Origin of the sequence: Microseira sp. BLCC-F43, assembly GCF_041929235.1 — a bacterium.
Classification (GTDB): Bacteria; Cyanobacteriota; Cyanobacteriia; order Cyanobacteriales; family Aerosakkonemataceae; genus Microseira.
Genome location: NZ_JBHFNP010000286.1, coordinates 13,932 through 33,430 on the forward strand (window position 1 = coordinate 13,932; position 19,499 = coordinate 33,430).

Annotated in this window: 18 protein-coding genes and 3 pseudogenes; 13 read left to right on the top strand and 8 right to left on the bottom strand. The window is 45.9% G+C overall.

Translation table 11 applies throughout. The features are described from left to right. Positions 1-75: 75 nt before the first annotated feature. From ACE1CM_RS38635 to ACE1CM_RS38655, 5 genes are all read right to left on the bottom strand, one after another. Complete coding sequence (locus ACE1CM_RS38635; protein ID WP_374884241.1) at positions 76-714, bottom strand: hypothetical protein; 639 nt, start codon at positions 712-714, stop codon at positions 76-78. A 34-nt stretch (positions 715-748) separates the two neighbouring features. Further along, positions 749-1,924: a serine protease gene (locus ACE1CM_RS38640; protein WP_374884242.1), complete on the bottom strand. Its 1,176-nt coding sequence runs from the start codon at positions 1,922-1,924 to the stop codon at positions 749-751. Positions 1,925-1,943: 19 nt separating this feature from the next. After that, the gene (locus ACE1CM_RS38645; protein WP_374884243.1) at positions 1,944-2,723 is read right to left on the bottom strand and encodes a serine protease; all 780 of its coding nucleotides are present in this window, start codon (positions 2,721-2,723) and stop codon (positions 1,944-1,946) included. Between the two features lie 61 nt (positions 2,724-2,784). Further along, positions 2,785-3,333, bottom strand: a complete 549-nt coding sequence (locus ACE1CM_RS38650) for a COP23 domain-containing protein (RefSeq protein ID WP_374884244.1) — start codon at positions 3,331-3,333, stop codon at positions 2,785-2,787. 249 nt (positions 3,334-3,582) lie between these two features. Beyond that, complete coding sequence (locus ACE1CM_RS38655) at positions 3,583-4,182, bottom strand: fasciclin domain-containing protein (protein ID WP_374884245.1); 600 nt, start codon at positions 4,180-4,182, stop codon at positions 3,583-3,585. Between the two features lie 497 nt (positions 4,183-4,679). Between ACE1CM_RS38655 and ACE1CM_RS38660 the strand changes: the two genes are divergently transcribed. The 8 genes and pseudogenes from ACE1CM_RS38660 (at position 4,680) to ACE1CM_RS38695 (ending at position 12,807) form a co-directional block, all read left to right on the top strand. Then, complete coding sequence (locus tag ACE1CM_RS38660; RefSeq protein WP_374884246.1) at positions 4,680-4,958, top strand: GlsB/YeaQ/YmgE family stress response membrane protein; 279 nt, start codon at positions 4,680-4,682, stop codon at positions 4,956-4,958. Between the two features lie 404 nt (positions 4,959-5,362). After that, positions 5,363-6,160: a glutathione S-transferase family protein gene (locus ACE1CM_RS38665; protein ID WP_374884247.1), complete on the top strand. Its 798-nt coding sequence runs from the start codon at positions 5,363-5,365 to the stop codon at positions 6,158-6,160. Between the two features lie 404 nt (positions 6,161-6,564). Further along, positions 6,565-8,025 (top strand): esterase-like activity of phytase family protein, encoded by a 1,461-nt coding sequence (locus ACE1CM_RS38670; RefSeq protein WP_374884248.1) that lies wholly within the window; start codon positions 6,565-6,567, stop codon positions 8,023-8,025. A gap of 64 nt (positions 8,026-8,089) precedes the next feature. Further along, positions 8,090-9,280, top strand: a pseudogene (locus tag ACE1CM_RS38675) (glycerophosphodiester phosphodiesterase). Positions 9,281-9,511: 231 nt separating this feature from the next. After that, positions 9,512-10,714, top strand: a complete 1,203-nt coding sequence (locus tag ACE1CM_RS38680) for a PQQ-dependent sugar dehydrogenase (protein WP_374884249.1) — start codon at positions 9,512-9,514, stop codon at positions 10,712-10,714. A 700-nt stretch (positions 10,715-11,414) separates the two neighbouring features. Beyond that, positions 11,415-11,642, top strand: coding sequence for an FAD-dependent oxidoreductase (locus ACE1CM_RS38685; protein WP_374884257.1), 228 nt, complete (start codon positions 11,415-11,417; stop codon positions 11,640-11,642). Between the two features lie 58 nt (positions 11,643-11,700). Continuing rightward, positions 11,701-12,123 carry a hypothetical protein gene (locus tag ACE1CM_RS38690; RefSeq protein WP_374884250.1) on the top strand — a complete coding sequence of 141 codons (423 nt, stop codon included), beginning with the start codon at positions 11,701-11,703 and terminating at the stop codon, positions 12,121-12,123. 57 nt (positions 12,124-12,180) lie between these two features. Further along, positions 12,181-12,807 (top strand): hypothetical protein, encoded by a 627-nt coding sequence (locus tag ACE1CM_RS38695; RefSeq protein WP_374884251.1) that lies wholly within the window; start codon positions 12,181-12,183, stop codon positions 12,805-12,807. Positions 12,808-12,834: 27 nt separating this feature from the next. On the opposite strand, the gene ACE1CM_RS38700 is transcribed toward ACE1CM_RS38695, so the two are convergent. Both ACE1CM_RS38700 and ACE1CM_RS38705 read right to left on the bottom strand, forming a co-directional pair. Next, positions 12,835-12,966, bottom strand: a complete 132-nt coding sequence (locus tag ACE1CM_RS38700; protein ID WP_374884252.1) for a hypothetical protein — start codon at positions 12,964-12,966, stop codon at positions 12,835-12,837. A gap of 122 nt (positions 12,967-13,088) precedes the next feature. After that, positions 13,089-13,217, bottom strand: coding sequence for a hypothetical protein (locus ACE1CM_RS38705; RefSeq protein ID WP_374884253.1), 129 nt, complete (start codon positions 13,215-13,217; stop codon positions 13,089-13,091). A gap of 187 nt (positions 13,218-13,404) precedes the next feature. Here ACE1CM_RS38705 and ACE1CM_RS38710 point away from each other — a divergent pair, with 187 nt between their 5' ends. The 5 genes and pseudogenes from ACE1CM_RS38710 to ACE1CM_RS38730 all read left to right on the top strand — a co-directional run. Next, the gene (locus ACE1CM_RS38710) at positions 13,405-15,123 is read left to right on the top strand and encodes a helicase HerA domain-containing protein (protein ID WP_374884254.1); all 1,719 of its coding nucleotides are present in this window, start codon (positions 13,405-13,407) and stop codon (positions 15,121-15,123) included. A gap of 652 nt (positions 15,124-15,775) precedes the next feature. Then, positions 15,776-16,759, top strand: a complete 984-nt coding sequence (locus ACE1CM_RS38715) for an RNA polymerase sigma factor, RpoD/SigA family (RefSeq protein WP_226579893.1) — start codon at positions 15,776-15,778, stop codon at positions 16,757-16,759. 567 nt (positions 16,760-17,326) lie between these two features. Beyond that, complete coding sequence (locus ACE1CM_RS38720) at positions 17,327-17,659, top strand: hypothetical protein (RefSeq protein ID WP_374884255.1); 333 nt, start codon at positions 17,327-17,329, stop codon at positions 17,657-17,659. A gap of 153 nt (positions 17,660-17,812) precedes the next feature. Continuing rightward, positions 17,813-18,391: a hypothetical protein gene (locus ACE1CM_RS38725; protein ID WP_374884256.1), complete on the top strand. Its 579-nt coding sequence runs from the start codon at positions 17,813-17,815 to the stop codon at positions 18,389-18,391. 51 nt (positions 18,392-18,442) lie between these two features. Further along, a pseudogene (locus ACE1CM_RS38730) lies at positions 18,443-18,820 on the top strand (zinc ribbon domain-containing protein); the annotation flags it as partial. A gap of 24 nt (positions 18,821-18,844) precedes the next feature. Here ACE1CM_RS38730 and petC read toward each other — a convergent pair. Continuing rightward, positions 18,845-19,378 (bottom strand): annotated as a pseudogene (petC, locus tag ACE1CM_RS38735) (cytochrome b6-f complex iron-sulfur subunit). Positions 19,379-19,499 lie beyond the last annotated feature (121 nt).

Consider the following 19,499-nt stretch of genomic DNA (forward strand, 5'->3'; position numbering starts at 1 on the left):
GTTTACTCTTGCTCGTTACCCATTACCCATTACCCATTACCAGCACCCTTGGATGTAACTAACAACTTGAGTTACTTATTGGGAATTAGCAGATTCAGCCATTCTTTGAATTTCCGCATCGTTCGCATCAACATCGTAGATAAAGCCAAACAAACTAGCAATTTGCTCTCGCTGACCCCGGAGGGGATAAAATCTAACTGTTAGAGCAGTCGATACATACTCGTTAGCAGCTTTGAGTAATTCTAACGCCTGCTGTTTAGAAATACCCGTCTCTGCATAAGCTTGCATCTGGTCTGGTAAACAATTTCCCCTTCTTGGTTGCTGTCTAAATCGCTCCCGATCTTTATAAAGAGTCAGAATGTCATCCACGCAATTGGTATAATCTGCCAACCGGGTAAAACTAAATGTCAGTTTCTCTCCTACGGGTGCAGAACTAACAGCAACTAACTGATTAGAAACGGGGTCGTAAGTGTAATTTCCCGCAGGTAATTCAGCGGTAGGATTGACGCAAATTGTCAGGGAACCGGAGCGAATAAATACCGCTCCAGTAACGCAAGCGACGCGGGTATATCCCCACTGACTCACCAGTTGTTCGAGATTAGGGGGAGTTTGACTCAATGCGGGAAAAGTCGTTCCCAACAGCACAGCAGCAATGTTAAAAACAGAGCCTAAAATCACTGTTGGGAGACTTGACAAATAACCTTGATTACCCATGATTGACCTGTGTGAATAATAACTGCGATCGCATTTAAAATCCTCCCGTTCGCACTTCGTATCTCCCCGCCGGACGAGCCGCGTTAGGAGCAGCACAAACGGTATACTGAATTCCAATAATTTCTATTTTCGGATTTTCAGTGCAAGCAATGGGTGTTAAATTTTCCCGCTGCAACAATTCGTTAATTTTAGGGATGTTAGGTGCGGAGAGGTTTTGGTTGGGGTTCGTTGGCACGATGTATTCTGGCAACGTATTGGGGGAAAATGTGACGATAGTGGGACGCGGTGGCGTTACGACTGGAGGACGAGGCGAAGTTATCACCACCGGAGGTGCGATTTGGGGTGGCGGCGAAGTATTCTCCCCTACTGGTGCAGTAGGTTGCACCGTCGGTGGCGCTGACAAACGCCGTACACCAGGCTGAGATTGCCCTGCAACGGCTGTTTGTACGGGTGGCGGGGTGGGGGTTTGAGTCCGCGTTGGAATCGGTGCAGAAGGCGTTGGAGTGGTTCTCACTGCAACATTTGTGGCTTGAGGTTGCAACGCAAAAAAAGTATTGATAGGAATTCCGTAATTTCCTGCGGTTCCCAGTCCACTTCCTAACGATTCGGTTTCACCGTGAATCGCGACTAAACGACCATTTTCATCAAACACCGGACCCCCGCTCATGCCTGGTATACTGGGGCCGTCATAAACTACAGCATAACCATCTTTTGCGGTGGATAAACGACCCGTAATATTTGCTGTAATAAAACGATAGCTGCGTCTTGTTTCTACTTGAATCGGCGCCGGATAACCCGCAAAATAAACCCGTTGACCCTCGCTTAATTGAGCCGAATTTCCCCGCTGCACGGTATTGTAACGTTTATCGGTCGTAAACCGCAAAATGGCTAAATCTGCGCCAGGAATTCTTTGAATTTGACTCACCACGTGAGTGCTATCGTCTGGCGTTCGGAGTGTATATTGCTCTGGCTTTTCTACTACATGCCAATTCGTCAGAACCGTATAAACAATATTTTCATTTCCTTCCTGCCGTTCAATAATTACCCCAGATCCATTACTCGCACTGCTAGAACCATCAATCCGAACCGTCACATCTTTAGCAATATTATTCACCTGTTCCGGTGTTATAGCAACGGCAAATTGCGGTTGCACCAGTACCATTGCCGCTGCCCCAATTAATGCTGCCGATAGTTCGTAGTTAAATCTCATGGTTTTACCCTCAATAAATTTAGATACTGTTTGCCCATTCAAAACCTAACTGTTTAAACGTCTCCATGGGAATCCCCCAGCTATAATGGCTCATCTGTTCTCGCAAGGCTGGATCTGGTTCCGAGCCATCTTTAAAAATGTAGGGATCTCCCCAAAGTGGATAGGCGTGCATTCCATTAATTCCTACAACTTCACCGCGAAAATTTAGCAATGGCCCCCCACTCATGCCTTTTTCAATATCATTGGTGTATCCAACTTGATAACCACCTTCCAAAGCTTTATCTAGTACCCGCCAAACTTGACCTGTTCTAAAAACAAACCCTCTGTCTTTTGTTGGCGATGCTGTAAACGGAAAACCAGCAGCAAATACTTCATCTCCAGCTTGGGGAATCTCCCCTAGTTTTGCCACAGCATAATTAGATTTGGTACGAAACTGCAATAAGCTTAAATCTTTGCCCTCAAAGTTAGCTGTTTTAACGACAACAGCCGAGTAAATTTTGCCATCTGGCGTCTCAATTTTATAAGGCGGATCTCCCGATCTCAAGACGTGAGCGTTGGTAACAATTGTGTAAACCGATCCTTGCTTTTGCAGCAAAATTCCCGACCCCAAAACTTCTTGGGATAAAACTTTGACAGTTAGGGATTTGGCTAAACTTTGTAGTTGCTCAACCGATAACTGAGTAGATGCTTGTTGCTCTAAGGTATTTAATGCCGAAACGCTGACTTGCGGTGCTGAAGCAGGCATCGCAATTATCCAAATGCCAACACAGTTTACCAAGGTCAGTGTCTGCCATTTCATCTTGTTTTGAACTACTTATAAAAATCTAAAATCTCAAATATAAAATTTGAAATTTTCGGGTTTATTGGGGTGAACTTTCACTTTCAACTGGGGCTGTTTCTAACAGCTTGTCGATATTGACGTAGGGTTCTCCCTCCTCGTAAAAAATCACGTCATTGCTTCTTAACCGAATTGGACCGCTGTTGGCACGACTGCCAATATCGATTAGTTGTTGACGCACAAGTTGGGGATTTTGTCCAAGGCCAAGCGTGATTAATACGGCGTTGCTGTCACAAGTACCGCCCCTGAAACGGGCAACGCACAAAACGGGTTGATTGTTGAGCGTACCGCTTCTGAGAAACCTCAACATGCCGTTGTCGGAGAAGTTCTGAAACCTTTGGGTGACTTCCTGACAGCGTTGCAGCGGATCTCTGCCTCCCAGGTGGGAAACCCAGCTAATCATGGGGACGTTTCCTCTGGGAGTCCGCGCAAATGTAGTCGGTACGCCGCTTCTGATCGCGCAAAAGTACCGATTTCTACTTTGAGCCTCCAAGGGCTGGGTGATGGCGGCTGTTACACCGATAGCGATCGCCATCCCACTCACCACTTGCACAAACAACCTAAGTCTCATGATATTGCCACGCTTCCTGCTACTTTGAGGCTTTATCGCCTTTAGAGAAAAATTGAATGTATAGTTACAATTCTAACTTCTAACTTTAAGTAGATGCCCAGATCTGGCACTGGCAGAACTGGCGCAGAGCCAAAATCTAAAATCAAAATCCCCGTCCAAATCAATTGAACGGGGTTGATGTTTTTAAGGTTAGGGGGGCGGGTTTATAAATGGGCAAGTATTACCCGCCCCGACTTCTATTACTCGCGATTAAAGCCGCAAATCGGGAGGCAACAGAACCTTGTCAATTACATGGATAACGCCGTTACTGGCACTAATATCTGCCTGCGTAACTCTGGCATTATTCACGGTGACTCGGTTACCGCTAACTTGAACGTTAACCGCACCTTTTTCAACGGTGTTGACTTGTCCAGATGTTAAATTGCTGGAAAGAACCCGCCCCGGAACCACGTGATAGGTCAAAATCTTCACCAGCGTGTCCCTGTTCTCCGGCTGCAACAATTGTGGCAAAATGCCCGGACGCTGACGCTCCAGTGCCGCAAATGCGGCATCTGTAGGAGCAAAAACGGTAAACGGACCTTCTCCAGACAAAGTTTGAGCCAATCCTGCTGCTTGCACAGCTTTTGTCAGCGTGCTGAACGAAGCATTACCAGACGCTATGGTGACAATATTTTGCCCTGGGGTATTTTGACTTGTACGTTCCGATACTGTAGTGGCTTGAGTACCACCACTAGAACAGTGGTTCTTTACCTGCGCTTCTCCTGGAAAGCTAATGAGGACACTCGCCCCCACCACTCCTAAAAGGTAGGGCATCAGTTTAAGCAAACGGGTGCGATTTTGAGCTTGCATTAAAAACCTCACTTTCGACAAAAAGAACTGGTTTTCCCGCTTCAGAACGCCAATCGCGTCCAAATCGAGTTAGGCTCTTCCCATACAGCCGCAACCATGCCCCGACTGCACCGTCAGGTAGCTGGTCGTGGCTCGTTGAGCGCTGTCCCTTCACCTGAATGTCGGCAGGCTTTATGTATTTTAATATCTTTTTTACAAAAAGCAATATTTGGTACAAATTGGAGTCATTCCCCCTGTAGGGGAAAGGTCACATTTTCTACAATTGCTGGGTACAATTAGCAGCAAAATGTAAAAATTTGCACCATAAAACAGTTGTGGCACACGCAGAAATTATTGCTAGCGATTTACGTTTTGATTTTTCCAGAAAAACCACCTCAGTGATTAATTATCATCTTTACCTTTTGGTTATTCCCTATGATAGAGGTCAGCATGTGATCCGGTTTGTTAGTGTAAATAAAGCTAGGTAAAAAACGCTCAAATAAATAGGAGAGAATACCATGACAGTTGTTGACGCTATTGCTTGGATTGTTTTGGGACTAATTGCGGGAGCGATCGCCAAAGCTATCTACCCCGGTCATCAAGGCGGCGGCATACTGGCAACCATCGTTTTGGGTATTTTGGGCGCATTAGTAGGAGGCTGGCTGGGTCGCGTCTTGTTTGGCACGAGTGCGGGGGCTTCAGTGGGAGCCTTGACCATACCTAGTATTCTTTTTGCCGTCCTGGGTGCGATCGTTGTCCTTTTTATCTGGGGTTTGTTGACCCGCCAAAGCGCTTAATGGTAAAAAGGTCGCTGCTCTTGTACGATCCCGTTAAGAAACCCTCAATCAAATCTGGGGGTTTCTTAGTTTGTAAGTATCAATTGCAACATTAATAACCAGGGGAATTGTCAGGGTAGCACTTAAACTTAAAATTATTGTAGATTTAAGATTTGAGATTGTAGATTTAATTATAAAATATGCCATCTTTAACAAGGTTAAACGCAACGCCAGCAAAAAGAAAACCGGCTTAAAGCGTAAGAGATGGATTAAACTTTAAACGGTGAGCCAGTAACGGTACCAGCTCCTAGAAACCGGGTTTCAAGCTGCGATATCTAGTTCCAAAACGACGATTTTTCAGAGAAACCCGGAATATGCGCGTAAGTCCTGACTGTATTTCAATCAACTTGAGAGGGAGACAAGGAATGCTAGAGTTATACCAATTTGAATTGTCACAATACTCGGAAAAAGTACGGCTGATTCTGGATTACAAGGGGCTGGCATACCGTAAAATAGAGGTGACGCCAGGGATTGGACAGTTAGATATTTTCAAAATGTCGGGTCAGAGAAAGGTGCCGGTGCTAAAAGACGGCAACGAGGTAATCGCTGATTCGACTGCGATCGCCAAATACCTAGATCGCAAATACCCAGACCCTCCCCTCATCCCCGCAGATCCCCAACTGCGCGGAGTCTGCTTGCTAATGGAAGAATGGGCAGACGAGTCGATCGGCGTAAAAAGCCGTAAAGTACTATATGGCGCATTGAGTCAAAGCTTGAGCCTCCGCACCGCGCTGCTACCCTCAGCTACACCCGATGTGCTGAAAATTTTAGTCGGTTCCGTCCCCAGCGAATTGGTGAACATCCTGGGTTTTGGCATTGGCTACGGCCCCGATGTCGTACAATCAGCTACCGAGGACATCAAGCAAGATCTAGAAGCCCTCTGCCTGCTATTAATGAATAGACCCTATCTAGTTGCAGATCATCCCACCCTGGCAGATTTCGCCGTCGCCGGATTGAGTATGCTGCTGAAGTTTCCCGAGGGAAATTATCTGGATATTCCAGAAAACCTCAAAGGCAAAGGCATCCCCGGTATTGCTGATAGTATGGCTTACGAGACATTTTTCAACTGGCGCGATCGTCTCTACGCCGATTATCGCAAAACCCTCATCCCCAGCAGCAGCACCAGCGCCCCTTGGGCCCCCACTTCAATTCAGATAGATTAACTCCAGTTGCTAGCGATCTCGCGCTTTGCGGCTAATTGCTAATTGCTAATTGCTAATGGAAAGAACAATGCTAAATTACTGTGCCGATTAGCTATTAACTATTAGCGATTAGCAACATCCAAGCTGTAGGGGCACGGCATTACATACGTTGTTAAACTATCCGAGACATCTAGATTGCCGTGCCTCTACTCGCTTTATCTCAACTTCACATTTGGACGCAAAAACCCGCTGTATTGTAAAGCTTTCATTAAGAGAAGCTATCTTAAAATCCCCATTATATTTTCATAGCTTTTCCTTAACGTAGTTCCACTATGTTTTTATAGTTACCTTCTGTAGTAATACTGATTCCCTGCCAGGAATTTTACCGAGGGTTTACCAAGAAAGGAAAAAGGAGAGAAATATCCATGCCGAAACTGCCAAAATTGGTATTTGGTGGCTTGCCAATTGCCTGTGCGCTGGGATTTCAAATATTTGTAAATTCTCAAGCGATCGCAGTCGAATTAGTTGGGCGTGCTGTGTTACCCGCCAATACGTTTGCCCCTGGACCAACTTCAGGCCAATTGATTTCTGGCTCTACTAATGGTATAGCAGTTCCCTTCATTAACAAGCAACCAGTACAGGGATTTTCTGCTGTTTTACCAGGCCCAAAACCGGGTACGTTTTTAGTCATGGCAGATAACGGTTTTGGTGGTAAGGGAAACTCTCCCGATTTTCTATTGCGTTTCTATGGGTTACAACCTGATTTTACCACGGGTCAGGTTTTTCCAGTTAATCTTAAAACCGGAGAAAGGCTGGATAGTTTCACCAGCGAAAGCTTTTTTCAACTGAACGATAAAGCTGGCAAAATCAACTTTCCCATTGTGGCAGATCGGGCAATTTATCCAGGTAGCATAACCGCCGCAAATCCGAACGGTATCGCTGTAGATTCGGCGATCAAATCCGGTCGCTTACTAACAGGAGGCGACTTGGATTTAGAGTCATTCCGCCGCGTGAGTGACAATACTTACTGGTTTGGAGATGAATTTGGCCCATTTTTAGTACAGGTCGATGCTAACGGGCAGGTAATTGATGCACCAATTCCTTTACCAAATTTTCTAGGTTTGGGGGACAAATCTTTAGTTCAATCTCCGGATAATCCCAAGTTAACGGTTACGGCAAACCTGCCAAGTTCGAGAGGATTTGAAGGCATGGCGCTCAATACCAGCGGCACTAAACTTTATGCCATGTTGGAAGGGGCGCTAGTGCCAGATCAACAGCGCGATCGCTTGTTGATTAATCAATTCGATTTGGCAACCAAGCAATATACGGGAAAGACTTTTTCCTATCGTTTGGAAAGTCCGAATTATGCGATTGGGGATTTAACCGCAATCAATGACAACGAGTTCCTAGTCATCGAACGGGATGGCAAACAAGGCGATCCGAATAACCCAGCTTTCACCGTTCCCGCTCAATTCAAACGCATCTACAAAATTGACATTAATAAATTGGACAGCGCCGGATTTGTCCAAAAAGACTTGCTGGTCGATTTGCTAAATATTGCCGACCCCAATCGCATTGGTGGAAATGGCACAACCAACGGCAGGTTTACCTTCCCCTTCGTAACAATTGAGGATGTATTGCCGATTGATAACCAAACTATACTCGTGATTAATGACAATAACTATCCATTTAGTGTGGGTCGTACTCCCGGTCAAGCGGACAACAGCGAATTTATTTTGCTCAAACTGGATAAACCGCTGGCTCTTGCTAATTCTAACGCAACTTCTGTACCTGAATCTAGTACCGCAGCGGGTTTAGGTTTGGTGGGTTTGGGAATGCTAGTCGCGTTGAAGCGTAAGTCACGCAAAGAAACCCGGTTTCTCTAAAGAAACCGGGTTTCTCTGAGCAGATTAAACAAATCATACCCAATCAATTTTGGAGTGCATTACCATGTTTCCTTTTGCCAAATTGGCGTTATTAGTGACAGCTGCTTTAACAGTTATACCCGTCGGTGAAGCAGTGGCGGCAACATTAACCGGCGCGCCACCGATTGTCATCGGACACCGAGGCGCTAGCGGTTATCTACCAGAACATACCTTAGCAGCTTATGAGTTAGCGATTGATATGGGTGCTGACTATATCGAACCAGACTTAGTTTCAACTAAGGACGGCGTTTTAATTGCTCGGCACGAAAACGAAATTTCTGCCACCACCGATGTAGCAAATCGTCCAGAATTTGCTAATCGCAAGACTACCAAAGTGGTGGACGGCGTTTCAATAACAGGTTGGTTTACCGAAGATTTCACATTAGCTGAAATCAAGACTCTTCGGGCAAAACAAAACTTCCCGTTTCGGGATCAATCCTTCAATGGATTGTACGAAGTTCCTACCCTGCAAGAGATTATCGATCTAGCCTAGCGGAAAAGTATTGAAACAGGTCGCACTATTGGCATTTATCCTGAAACTAAACACCCGACTTATTTTGATTCGGTTGGGTTGTCTTTGGAAGAACCATTAGTAGCTATCCTCAAAGCTAACAACTACGATAAAAAAGATTCCCCTGTCTTTATCCAGTCGTTTAAAGTTGGCAACTTAAAAGACTTGAACGCGCTGATTGATGTGCCTCTGGTACAACTATTAGATGCATTTGATGTTGCCCCAGATGGCAGTTTGATTGAAATTCAACCCTATGATTTTATTGTCAGTGGCGATGCTCGCACTTACAAGGATTTGAGAACGCCTCAAGGATTGGCTGATATTGCCACTTATGCCGATGGAATTGGTCCTTGGAAACGGATGATTGTTTCGGTTAATTCCAATAACCAACTCCTGCCTCCCACCTCGTTGGTTACAGATGCTCATGCTGCTGGTTTACTCGTACATCCTTACACTTTCCGCAACGAAAGTAGATACTTAGCCGCAGATTACAACGGTAATCCAGAACTGGAATACGAACAGTTTTTTAAATTGGGGGTTGATGGCGTATTTAGCGATTTTCCAGATACTGCCGTTGCAGTACGCAATCGTGTCGCTGGTAATCCTACCCAATCGGTTCCCGAACCGAATTTGTTGCTAGGATTTGTCTTTTTACCCCTAGCGGAACTGTTGCGCCGTCGCCAAACTTTGCTGCAAAAGTCTTAAATCTATTTCGATTACCTAACGTAAGTTGCTAGTTATAGAATATTGGTTTTAGATCCCCCCAGCCCCCCTTAATAAGGGGGGGAATCTCCCTTAAGCTCTCTTGGGCCCCCCAAGGCATCGGGGGGTTTGGGGGGATCGGTTTTATAACTAGCAGCTTGAGTTATCTATCTTTCTGAGGTGAGAAGTTTTTGCGAAATAGCTATGCTGAAATTGGAACAACAGCAATAGCTCATGAAAGCTAAAATTTCTCGCCTCATGAAACGAGCAGGAAGTGCGATCGCGCTATCTTTGATCGCAAGTTGTACCGTAGCGCAAAACTCCCCCAACACCCCCACTACAGCACCTAGTGAGGATGTTGCCGCTGCCGGGGGCTTTCAAAAAACGACTGTGCTAACCGGGTTAGAACATCCCTGGAGTATGGCTTGGCTGCCAGACGGGGCGATGCTGATTACAGAACGACCGGGACGGCTGCGAATCGTCCGCAATGGGGCGCTGGTGCCGACACCGATTGCAGGGGTTCCCCCAGTCTTAGCGGTTGGTCAAGGTGGGTTAATGGATGTTTCGCTGCACCCGCGCTTCGCTCAAAATCGCTTTGTTTATCTCACCTATTCCCACGGCACAATCGATGCCAATCGCACCCGCGTCGCGCGTGCCACATTCGATGGCAAAGCGCTGCGCGACTTGCGGGTAATTTTTGAGGTTTCCCAAGCCAAACAAGGGGAACAGCACTTCGGCTCGCGCATTCTCTGGCTACCCGACAATACCATGCTGGTGGCAATCGGCGATGGTGGCAACCCTCCGCTGCGACTCGGCGGCGACCTCATCCGCAAACAAGCTCAGAACCTCCGCAGTCGTCTCGGTAAGATTGTGCGCCTTGCCGACGACGGTTCCATACCCAAGGACAATCCTTTTGTAGCAGCCGCGAATGCTGACCCCGCCGTGTGGAGTTACGGGCATCGTAACATCCAGGGACTCGCCTTAGATCCGGCAACTAATCGGGTGTGGGCAACGGAACATGGTTCGCGGGGAGGGGATGAACTAAACGTCCCCGTCGCAAGCAAAAATTACGGCTGGCCTGTGGTGACTCACAGTCGCGAGTATAGTGGGGGTGAAATCTCTAACCTGCGATCGCAACCGGGAATGGTAGACCCTAAACTGGTGTGGACACCATCGATCGCACCTTCGGGTCTGACCTTCTACACAGGATCGCGTTTTGGGCAATGGAAAGGCGATTTATTTGCCGGTGGACTGGTATCGCGGGATGTCCGCCGTATCGACCTAGACGACAAAGGCAATGTGTTAAGCCAGCAGTCAATCAATATCGGTCAGCGCGTCCGAGATGTGCGGACTGGTCCCGACGGGCTATTGTACATCCTCACCGATGAACCCAATGGACAACTGATTCGCCTCGAACCACGCCCAGCAGGAAGCTAACTTAACCCAAGTTGCTAGTTACATCCCTTGACAAAGAAACCCGGTTTCTCCGAAAAATCGTGAGTTTGACCCTAAAGAAACAAAGGGCGATCGCTCAAAATCGTGGGTATGAAGCTAAAGAAACTTTGGTGAGCGCAAAAATCGTGGGTTTGACAGGGAGAAATCGACGCATCACCTTTGTTTCTGAATGGGTAATCGGTAATTGTCTTCGATTCCACTATCTTTTAATCTAATTACCAATTACCCATTACCCATTACTACGGAGTGGCAACGAGCAATATTTCCTCAAGAACAATATCTCTCAATTGCCGCCGAGTCGATCCGAGCAAAATTGATTGTCAGCTAAAGGACTCTAGTCTGTTTGGAACAACCCTTGAGCAAATACCTCAGTTACGAGGATAGCACTTACACAAAGAAACCCGGTTTCTCCGAAAAATCCTTGGGAAAGGTAACCAGAGATCGACGAATAAACCGGGCTTCTGGCCTCTGGAGTCGCTAAAGTTGTAGCATCCACAAAGTAAGAAAAGTAAGAACAATTAGTCAGGATAATACTGTTATATTTATTAATTAATTTTAAGTTGAAAATTCAAAAAAAATTGGCTAATCTCAATTAAATTTAATTACGGTAGAGCCATATTTAATCAAACAGGAAACCTATGGGACAAACTGTATTCAATATCCCCCCCAGCACGCACAAAAAATAGCCATTATTGGAGCCGGTGCTATGGGAGTATCAATAGCCTGTATTTTGGCTAGACTAGGAATTGCTCATGTAACTATTTTTGAAGCTGAATCAAAGCCTTTTAACAGTCGAGGAGCTTCGATTAATAATACAGTAATTTTGCATCATTTTGTTTATGTTGGACATCAAAAAACTTTAGAACAGCTTTTTTGTCAAGGTATTTTATTTAGAAGTTTTTGGAGATAGCCAGATAAATTATTTAGTTCCCAATGACAAAGAAAATACCGCCATCAACCAAGAGGGGGTGACATTCAAGGATGTTGCTGCTTCCTTAGTAAAGATTTATAAGTTACATTTAGAAAACTATCCAGATGAAAATTTTTGGGGGCAGCCAGAAGATATCGTAAAAATAATAGATGAAGATGGGATAAATTATTTATTTAATGCCGAGCTTACCAACATAAACAATAACTGGCTTATTGACAAAGAGAAAAATCCTTTCGCTGGGGCAGTTAAAGTCAGACAATCTGTGTTAAATATCGGTGAGTATGTTTGTCACATGATTAAATTAATTGACCTTGTGTCGGGTCAAAAAATGTTGGAAGTTAACTGCGGTCAAAGAGTATACAATATTGACATAAATAACCAAGGGTTTGAACTCAAAATTGCTCCCAGTAATTCGCTGATTTTTGATACGTTAATTGCGGGTTATGCGAGGGTTTTATAAATAGCAATTACATCAATAAATGGATTGTACAAGATTCCTTCAGCCCTTAAATTGCAGATGCCCTCACTCGAAGAAAGTTTTTTAATTACCATACTGATTCGAGGTCAATATGGAGGAATAATTAAGGTGGGATATGGTTTTATAGCTATTTTTTATGTAACCCATTATAACCAAGCTGAATTCGAGTTTCCTTTGGATGAAGTTCAAAAAAATATCCCGACAGAATGGTGGCAAAATGTGGAGAGAATAATGGGGAGGACTGAAACAGAAGTTCTGGCATCTATAAAACATGACATTTCTAGATGGATTCCTTGGGTCAAAGAACTTGAAGATGTTAAACTCAAAACAGCTGTTCAAGTGTATCCCGGTCGAAAACCTGCCAACGATCTAGAGGCGGCGCAACGCGATGACAATCCTGTTCGCTATATGTATCAGCATAAAAATGGGGGTAAATATATTCACATTCCAGGGTTTAAATTGACATCAATACCCTATCATGCTTTTCAGGTTGTACTCGAAATATTATCAATTTATATAGTCAAAGTAATTTTAACTCAAGAGCAAGTTGATCGACAGATAAGGCTAGACAAAAACTCTCAAATAATTCTCTCACGTGAAATGGAATCCGTACTGGGTAAAGATTTGCCTCAAGCGGAAATTTATGAAAGAGAAAAAATTGTGTAAAAATGGAATATTTATTAACGCAAGTTGCTAGTTATAAGTTGGTAATAGGTAATAGGTAATAGGTAATAGGTAATTGGATTCATTCGCAGTTTGCTCTTGAGTCAGAAACCGGGTTTCTTCCCAGATTTCTGCCAAGAAACCCAAGATTTTTTCGCTCACCAAAGTTTCTTTAACGTCAAAACCCCGATTTTTTCCAGAATTTCAGAGTCAGAAACCGGGTTTCTTCCCAGATTTCTCGCCAGAAACCCAAGATTTTTTCGCTCACCAAAGTTTCTTTAGCGTCAAAACCCCGATTTTTTCCAGAATTTCAGAGTCAGAAACCGGGTTTCTTCCCAGATTTCTCGCCAGAAACCCAAGATTTTTTCGCTCACCAAAGTTTCTTTAGCGTCAAAACCCACGATTTTTTCCACTCACCAAAGTTTCTTTACCAAGGGATGTAACTAGCAACTTGAGTTATTAATCGAACTTCCCCCCAGAGGAGTTGCTCAAATTTGTGGCGCGTGGGAAAATTTCTGGGTTCCCATTCTCTACAAAGGCAAAATCACCGCTGAAGCGCTCAAAGATATAAGATAGGCCACAGGGTTACTAATTGGATTCATGACATTACATAAACCCTTAGGTTCGGTTATTCAAGGTTCCCTCAGTGAGGGATTGGAAGTACGACTGCACCCGGATGTCTCGGTGGAAGAGATGCGGGTGGGTAAGTTTTTGATCGTGGAAGGCGCGCGCTCGCGTTTTTTCTGCCTCCTTACCGATGTATCGTTAGGAACTTCCAGTAATCGTATTATTGCAGATCCACCAGACCCCAACGACGACTTGTTGCGCGAAGTTCTCGCTGGTAGCAGCACTTATGGCACGCTCGAACTTTCTCCCATGTTGATGTTTACGCCTCACGAAGCGGGAGAAAATGGCAAGGTCAACGGGAAAAAAAGCGCTAAAAAATCCAATCTGGCATCGTTTGAAGCCCAAAGTAGCGACAATAGCCAATTGCTGCCAGTTAAAACAATTCCCAGCCACTTCAGCCAAGTTTACGACGCCAGCGAGCGCGACTTCCGCGCCGTTTTTGGCTGGGAAGATGACCCCCATCGTCGCAACTTTGCTATCGGTCAACCTTTGGATATGGATGTGCCTATATGTATCGATTTAGACCGATTTGTCGAACGCAGTAATGGCGTGTTTGGTAAATCCGGGACGGGGAAATCTTTCCTGACGCGACTGTTGCTATCGGGGATTATCCGCAAGCAAGCTGCGGTTAATCTGATTTTTGACATGCACTCGGAATATGGCTGGGAAGCCGTCAGCGAAGGCAAGCAATTCAGTACGGTTAAAGGCTTGCGTCAGCTATTCCCCAACCAAGTGCAAGTATATACCCTCGACCCCCAATCTACGAAGCGTCGCGGCGTGCGGGATGCCCACGAACTTTATCTCAGCTACGACCAGCTGGAAGTTGAAGATATCATGCTGGTGCGGCAAGAATTAAATCTTTCTGAAGCCAGTTTGGAAAATGCCATTATTCTGCGTAACGAGTTTGGCAAATCTTGGATTACCCAGTTGCTGAGTATGACTAACGACGAAATCCAGATGTTCTGCGACGAAAAGCGGGGTAACAAGTCCTCGATTATGGCGCTGCAACGCAAACTCTTGCGCTTGGACGACCTAAAATACATGCGAACTGCAACTCCCCAAAATTATATCAATCAGATTTTAGAATCTTTAAACGCCGGGAAGCATGTGGTGATTGAATTTGGTTCCCAATCCAACATGCTGTCTTATATGCTGGCAACAAACGTGATATCCCGCCGCATCCACGCCAGTTACGTCCACAAAGCCGAAAAATTCTTGCAGTCGAAAAATCCTAGCCATCGCCCGCGCCAACTCGTAATCACGATTGAAGAAGCCCACCGTTTCCTGGATTCTAGCGTTGTCCGCCAAACGATTTTCGGCACCATCGCCCGGGAAATGCGGAAATACTTCGTCACCCTCTTGGTGGTAGATCAGCGCCCCTCTGGAATTGACAACGAAGTCATGTCCCAAATCGGTACTCGCATCACCGCCCTACTCAACGACGAAAAAGACATCGACGCCATCTTTACCGGCGTCTCCGGCGCGGGTAGCCTGCGATCCGTTTTAGCTAAACTCGACTCCAAGCAACAAGCCTTAATTTTAGGTCACGCCGTCCCCATGCCCGTCGTCGTCCGCACTCGCCCCTACGACGAAAATTTCTACCGAGAAATCGGCGACACCCCCTGGGACGAAAAATCCGACGACGAAGTCTTCGCCGCCGCCGAATCCGCCAAATCCGATTTAGGCTTCTAAGGCTATTGACATTGAGGTTTGAATATGGTATTAATTACATTTCCTACTAATGCCAATTCCAGCCCATGACCAATTACCCATTACCGATTACCCAAAAGGCGGATATCCCGACCTGACGGGCTTTGACCATTTCGGTTATCCCCATGACTAATATCTGGACGCCCAGGGATAACTGGTCGAAAATAGTAGTATTGAGAGCTAGATCCCAAACTTTCTTAAGAAGACTTAAAACAAATTGGGATCCCCGCTGCAATAGTTCAAAGTATATTTGGGAAATATTATACCTAAGGACAAACTTTTTATCTGTAGCATGGTCTAAATGTCTAGTATAGAATGATAGTAGGTAAAGTCATAGCGACTTCGAGTTGTGTGAGCGAAGCAGAACTAGGCTTTACCCAGGATTCCGATCTAAGTGCCGCCTTCCATAGAAACGATTCAACCGAGTTGCAATTGGAGGAGGGGAAAAACTGAAGCAAAGCCTCCCGATCGAGACGCAGATCTGATGGAATGGGGGGCAGTGCAACTACTACACCTATGGCAGGATGAATCGTTACAGATAGCTCAGATAGGCTCTTAGTAGTCAGGCGTCCAGACCAAAGCTCCTCGCCCACCCACCGATCCCTTATTTGTTGAAAAAGGTCAATACGCATCCATGCCAACTGTTAACACCGAAAACCAAACTGCCAACACCAAATTCACGGCAGATATGGTTCGTACCTATCTCCGTGAAATTGGTCGCGTGCCCCTGCTGACCCGCGAACAAGAGATTGTCTTTGGCAAGCAAGTGCAACAAATGATGCACCTGATGGAAGCAAAGGACGCCCTGACTAAAAAACTGCGCCGCAAACCAACCGAGAAAGAGTGGGCAGAACAGGTGGGTCTAAGCGAAACCGAGCTTGCCGACATTGTCCGTCGGGGTCAGCGCGCCAAGCAAAAGATGATTGAAGCGAACCTGCGCTTGGTGGTAGCGATCGCCAAAAAATACCAGAAGCGTAACCTGGAATTCTTGGATTTGATCCAAGAAGGAACATTAGGGTTAGAACGGGGTGTAGAGAAATTTGACCCGACGCGGGGATACAAGTTTTCCACCTACGCTTACTGGTGGATCAGACAAGCGATCACGCGAGCGATCGCCCAGCAAGGTCGCACGATTCGGCTACCGATCCACATCACCGAAAAACTCAACAAAATCAAGAAAGTGCAGCGCGAACTAGCCCAACAGCTAGGTCGTAGCGCCACTCCCGCTGAAATTGCCTCCGCATTGGAGTTAGAACCCGCGCAGATCCGCGAGTACCTGACGATTGCCCGTCAACCAGTTTCCCTCGACGTGCGCGTGGGAGACAACCAAGACACCGAACTGCAAGACCTGTTGGAAGATGAAGGGCCATCCCCAGAAAATTTCATCACCCAAGAGTCCCTGCGCCAGGATCTCGAAGATCTCTTAGCCGGATTGACCCCCCAGCAGCGGCAAGTCCTCACCCTGCGTTTCGGCTTGACCGATGGGAATGCCCTGTCACTCGCCAAAGTCGGCGAACAACTCAACCTCAGCCGCGAACGAGTGCGCCAACTCGAACGCCAAGCTCTCGACCACCTGCGCCGTCACCGTGCCAACGTGCGGGAATACCTAGCAGGTTAAGCAGCTTGACCGTCAGCCGCAAAGTCTTAAACCAGGTGCAAAAGGGAGAGGGAAAGCAAATCCTCTCCCTTTTCCATATCGATCGTCCATCACCCATCGAGGGTTTTATTGTAAAGAACTGTAACAAAATTTGACCGCCATCGGAAATATTTAGTACAGGACTTACGCAAACACCAAAGTTTCTAAGAAAAATCGTTGGTGAGGCAACCAGAGATTGATATCATGTCCGCTTGAATACCCATAGTTAGGAATGACTTGGGAGAGCGGTGACACGGTGACGCTCTGAGTTTTAATTATGGGTGATTTGGCGGACATCATATGACTCAGAAACTTTGGCGATCAGCTCGTAGTGCGTAAGTCCTGTAGTATTGATTTTTTGTTAAACCCACCAAGGAGTTGTGCCTGTGCTAGGTCAATTTCCGTCCAAGGCGAAATCCAGATTGCATTGTCTTTCACCCGAAAACGCGCACAGATGCCTCCGGGCTAAAGACATGGGTCGGATGTGCTAGGTCGATTTTAATCGCAGTCAATATTGGATGTTATGATATTACAAAATCGACAATTTGTATGGCGACCAAAAAAGCTTCAAGCCAAACAAAAACCCTCTCGTTTGTAACCGAAATACCACTCGTAGTATCGGCTACAGACGAGAGGGTTTTGTCGTCTAAGTTTGAAGATATTTGGCAACTTTATAACGCCTGCCTCGGCGAGGCAATGCGACGTTTAAATTTGGTCAAGCAATCAAAGCTATACCAATCAGCGAGAAAAATTAAATCCAACAAAAAGGAGAGGCAGAAAAGTTTCGCCGATGCCAACGCTGCCTACGGATACGATGAATACAGCAGGCACGCCTTCGCCACTATCATCAGACGCTCTTGGATAGGGGAAAATATAGACTAAAACACAGCGCAGAAGTTAGCAACCCGCGCATTCAACGCATCGCAGAAAGTTGTCTTTGGCATTGCCAAAAAAGTCAGATTCAAAGGTAGAAACCAACTAGATTCCTTAGAAGGGAAAGTTAACACAACCGGGTAAGAATAGCATCAACAGCAATTGGTGTGGGGAAAGCTCAAGCTTCAACCCTACCTTAAAGGTAACGATCCGGTAATCCTTCATGGGTTGAGCAGTCGAATTAAATATGTACGACTGGTACGCCGACGTTTAAACAACAAGACTCGTTACTACGCCCAGTTAGTCTGCGAAGGCAAGCCATTTATCAAACCTAAAAACCAGATTGGTTCTGGTGTGGTTGGGTTAGATATCCGGCCGTCAACGATAGCAATCGTCTCCGAAGCAGAGGCTAAATTAGATTTGTTCGCCCCAGAACTAAAATCTGTTGAGAAACAGATACGGCGATGGCAACGAAGGATGGAGAGATCTAGGAGGGCTAACAATCCAGATAACTACAATCCCCACTTTATTGATGTTAAAGGTAAAAAGAAGAAAGGAACCGTCAAAAAAGGTTGCAAAAAGTGGAACGATTCTAAAACTTATCGAGCAACAAGGAGCGCTAAGGCCAACCAGGAAAGAAAATTGGCAGCGCATCGCAAGTCGTTACACGCGAGGTTGGTTCATGAACTTCTGAGACTGGGAAACACAATCAAACTAGAAAAAATTTCCGACAAAGCTTGACAAAGGCTATTTGGAAAGTCGGTCGGTCTTCGCTTCCCTAGAGAATTTGTATCTCGCTTAAAATGCTTGGCCCAAAGTGCTGGCGTAACGGTGATTGAATTCTCCACATTTAAGACTAAACTATCTCAAACTTGCCATCAGTGCAAAGGAGTAAAAAAGAAAAGTCTAAGGACTAGAGTCCACAAATGTGAATGCGGAGTTTTATGTCAGAGAGACTTGTATTCTGCCTTTTTGGCAAGATTTGTAGAGAACGACCTGCTCCAGGTAGACCTAGCAGATATTGCAAGGTCGGGTGCCCAAGCGCTCCTGTTGGCGGCAAGGAGACAGGCGACCGAAAAAACTAACCTGCGATTAGATGGGCAAGTTCCTTCTTCGTTTGGAAGTTTTCCTCCAGTCAGAGCGGGTCGCCACAAAAGTTTTAATTCCTGATACTGAGACCCACCGATGTTGTACCTAGTAATAGGGAGAGCCAGGGAAAGGTTGAAAGCGAGGCGTGAACCCCCTCGCATGGACGGCATGGGGTGGCTTCAGTGCCACGTGAACTAATTTGAGCGGCAGAGGTGCTGGCGCACGCACTACGGCACCATCTGCGCTATAACGAGAACCATGACAGGGACATTGAAATTGTTGGTCGAGTTCGTTCCAAGGAAATGTGCAACCCAAGTGGGTGCAGTTATCGACAATTCCCATATTGTCGAGAGTGCCGTCCTGTTTCAGGATTAAGTAAGTGGGTTCGCCAGCTAACCCAGCTACTAAGGCGCGAGTTCCGGCTGGTTCTGCTAGAATTTGGCTCCCAGGAATGGGGTTGCCTCATATATCTTTGGCAAGGATAGTTCCTGCTTCGCCCCTTTCAGCTGGTGGGATAAAATATTTGGCTACTGGATAAAGTGCAGCAGAGGCAGTAGAGGCGACGACAGCACCAGTGAGAAAATTGAGCAACTGGCGGCGAGAGATAGAAGGATTTTCGAGGGGAAAGCTATTATCCATTCTTGATTCTCCTTAATTTCTGATTTTGGCGCTTTCTTTCAGTGAAAATTACGCTGGATGATTTCTTCTTTTGAGAGCGAACAAATTTCTTCTGCCAAGGAAACGCTCAAAGTCTTGCACA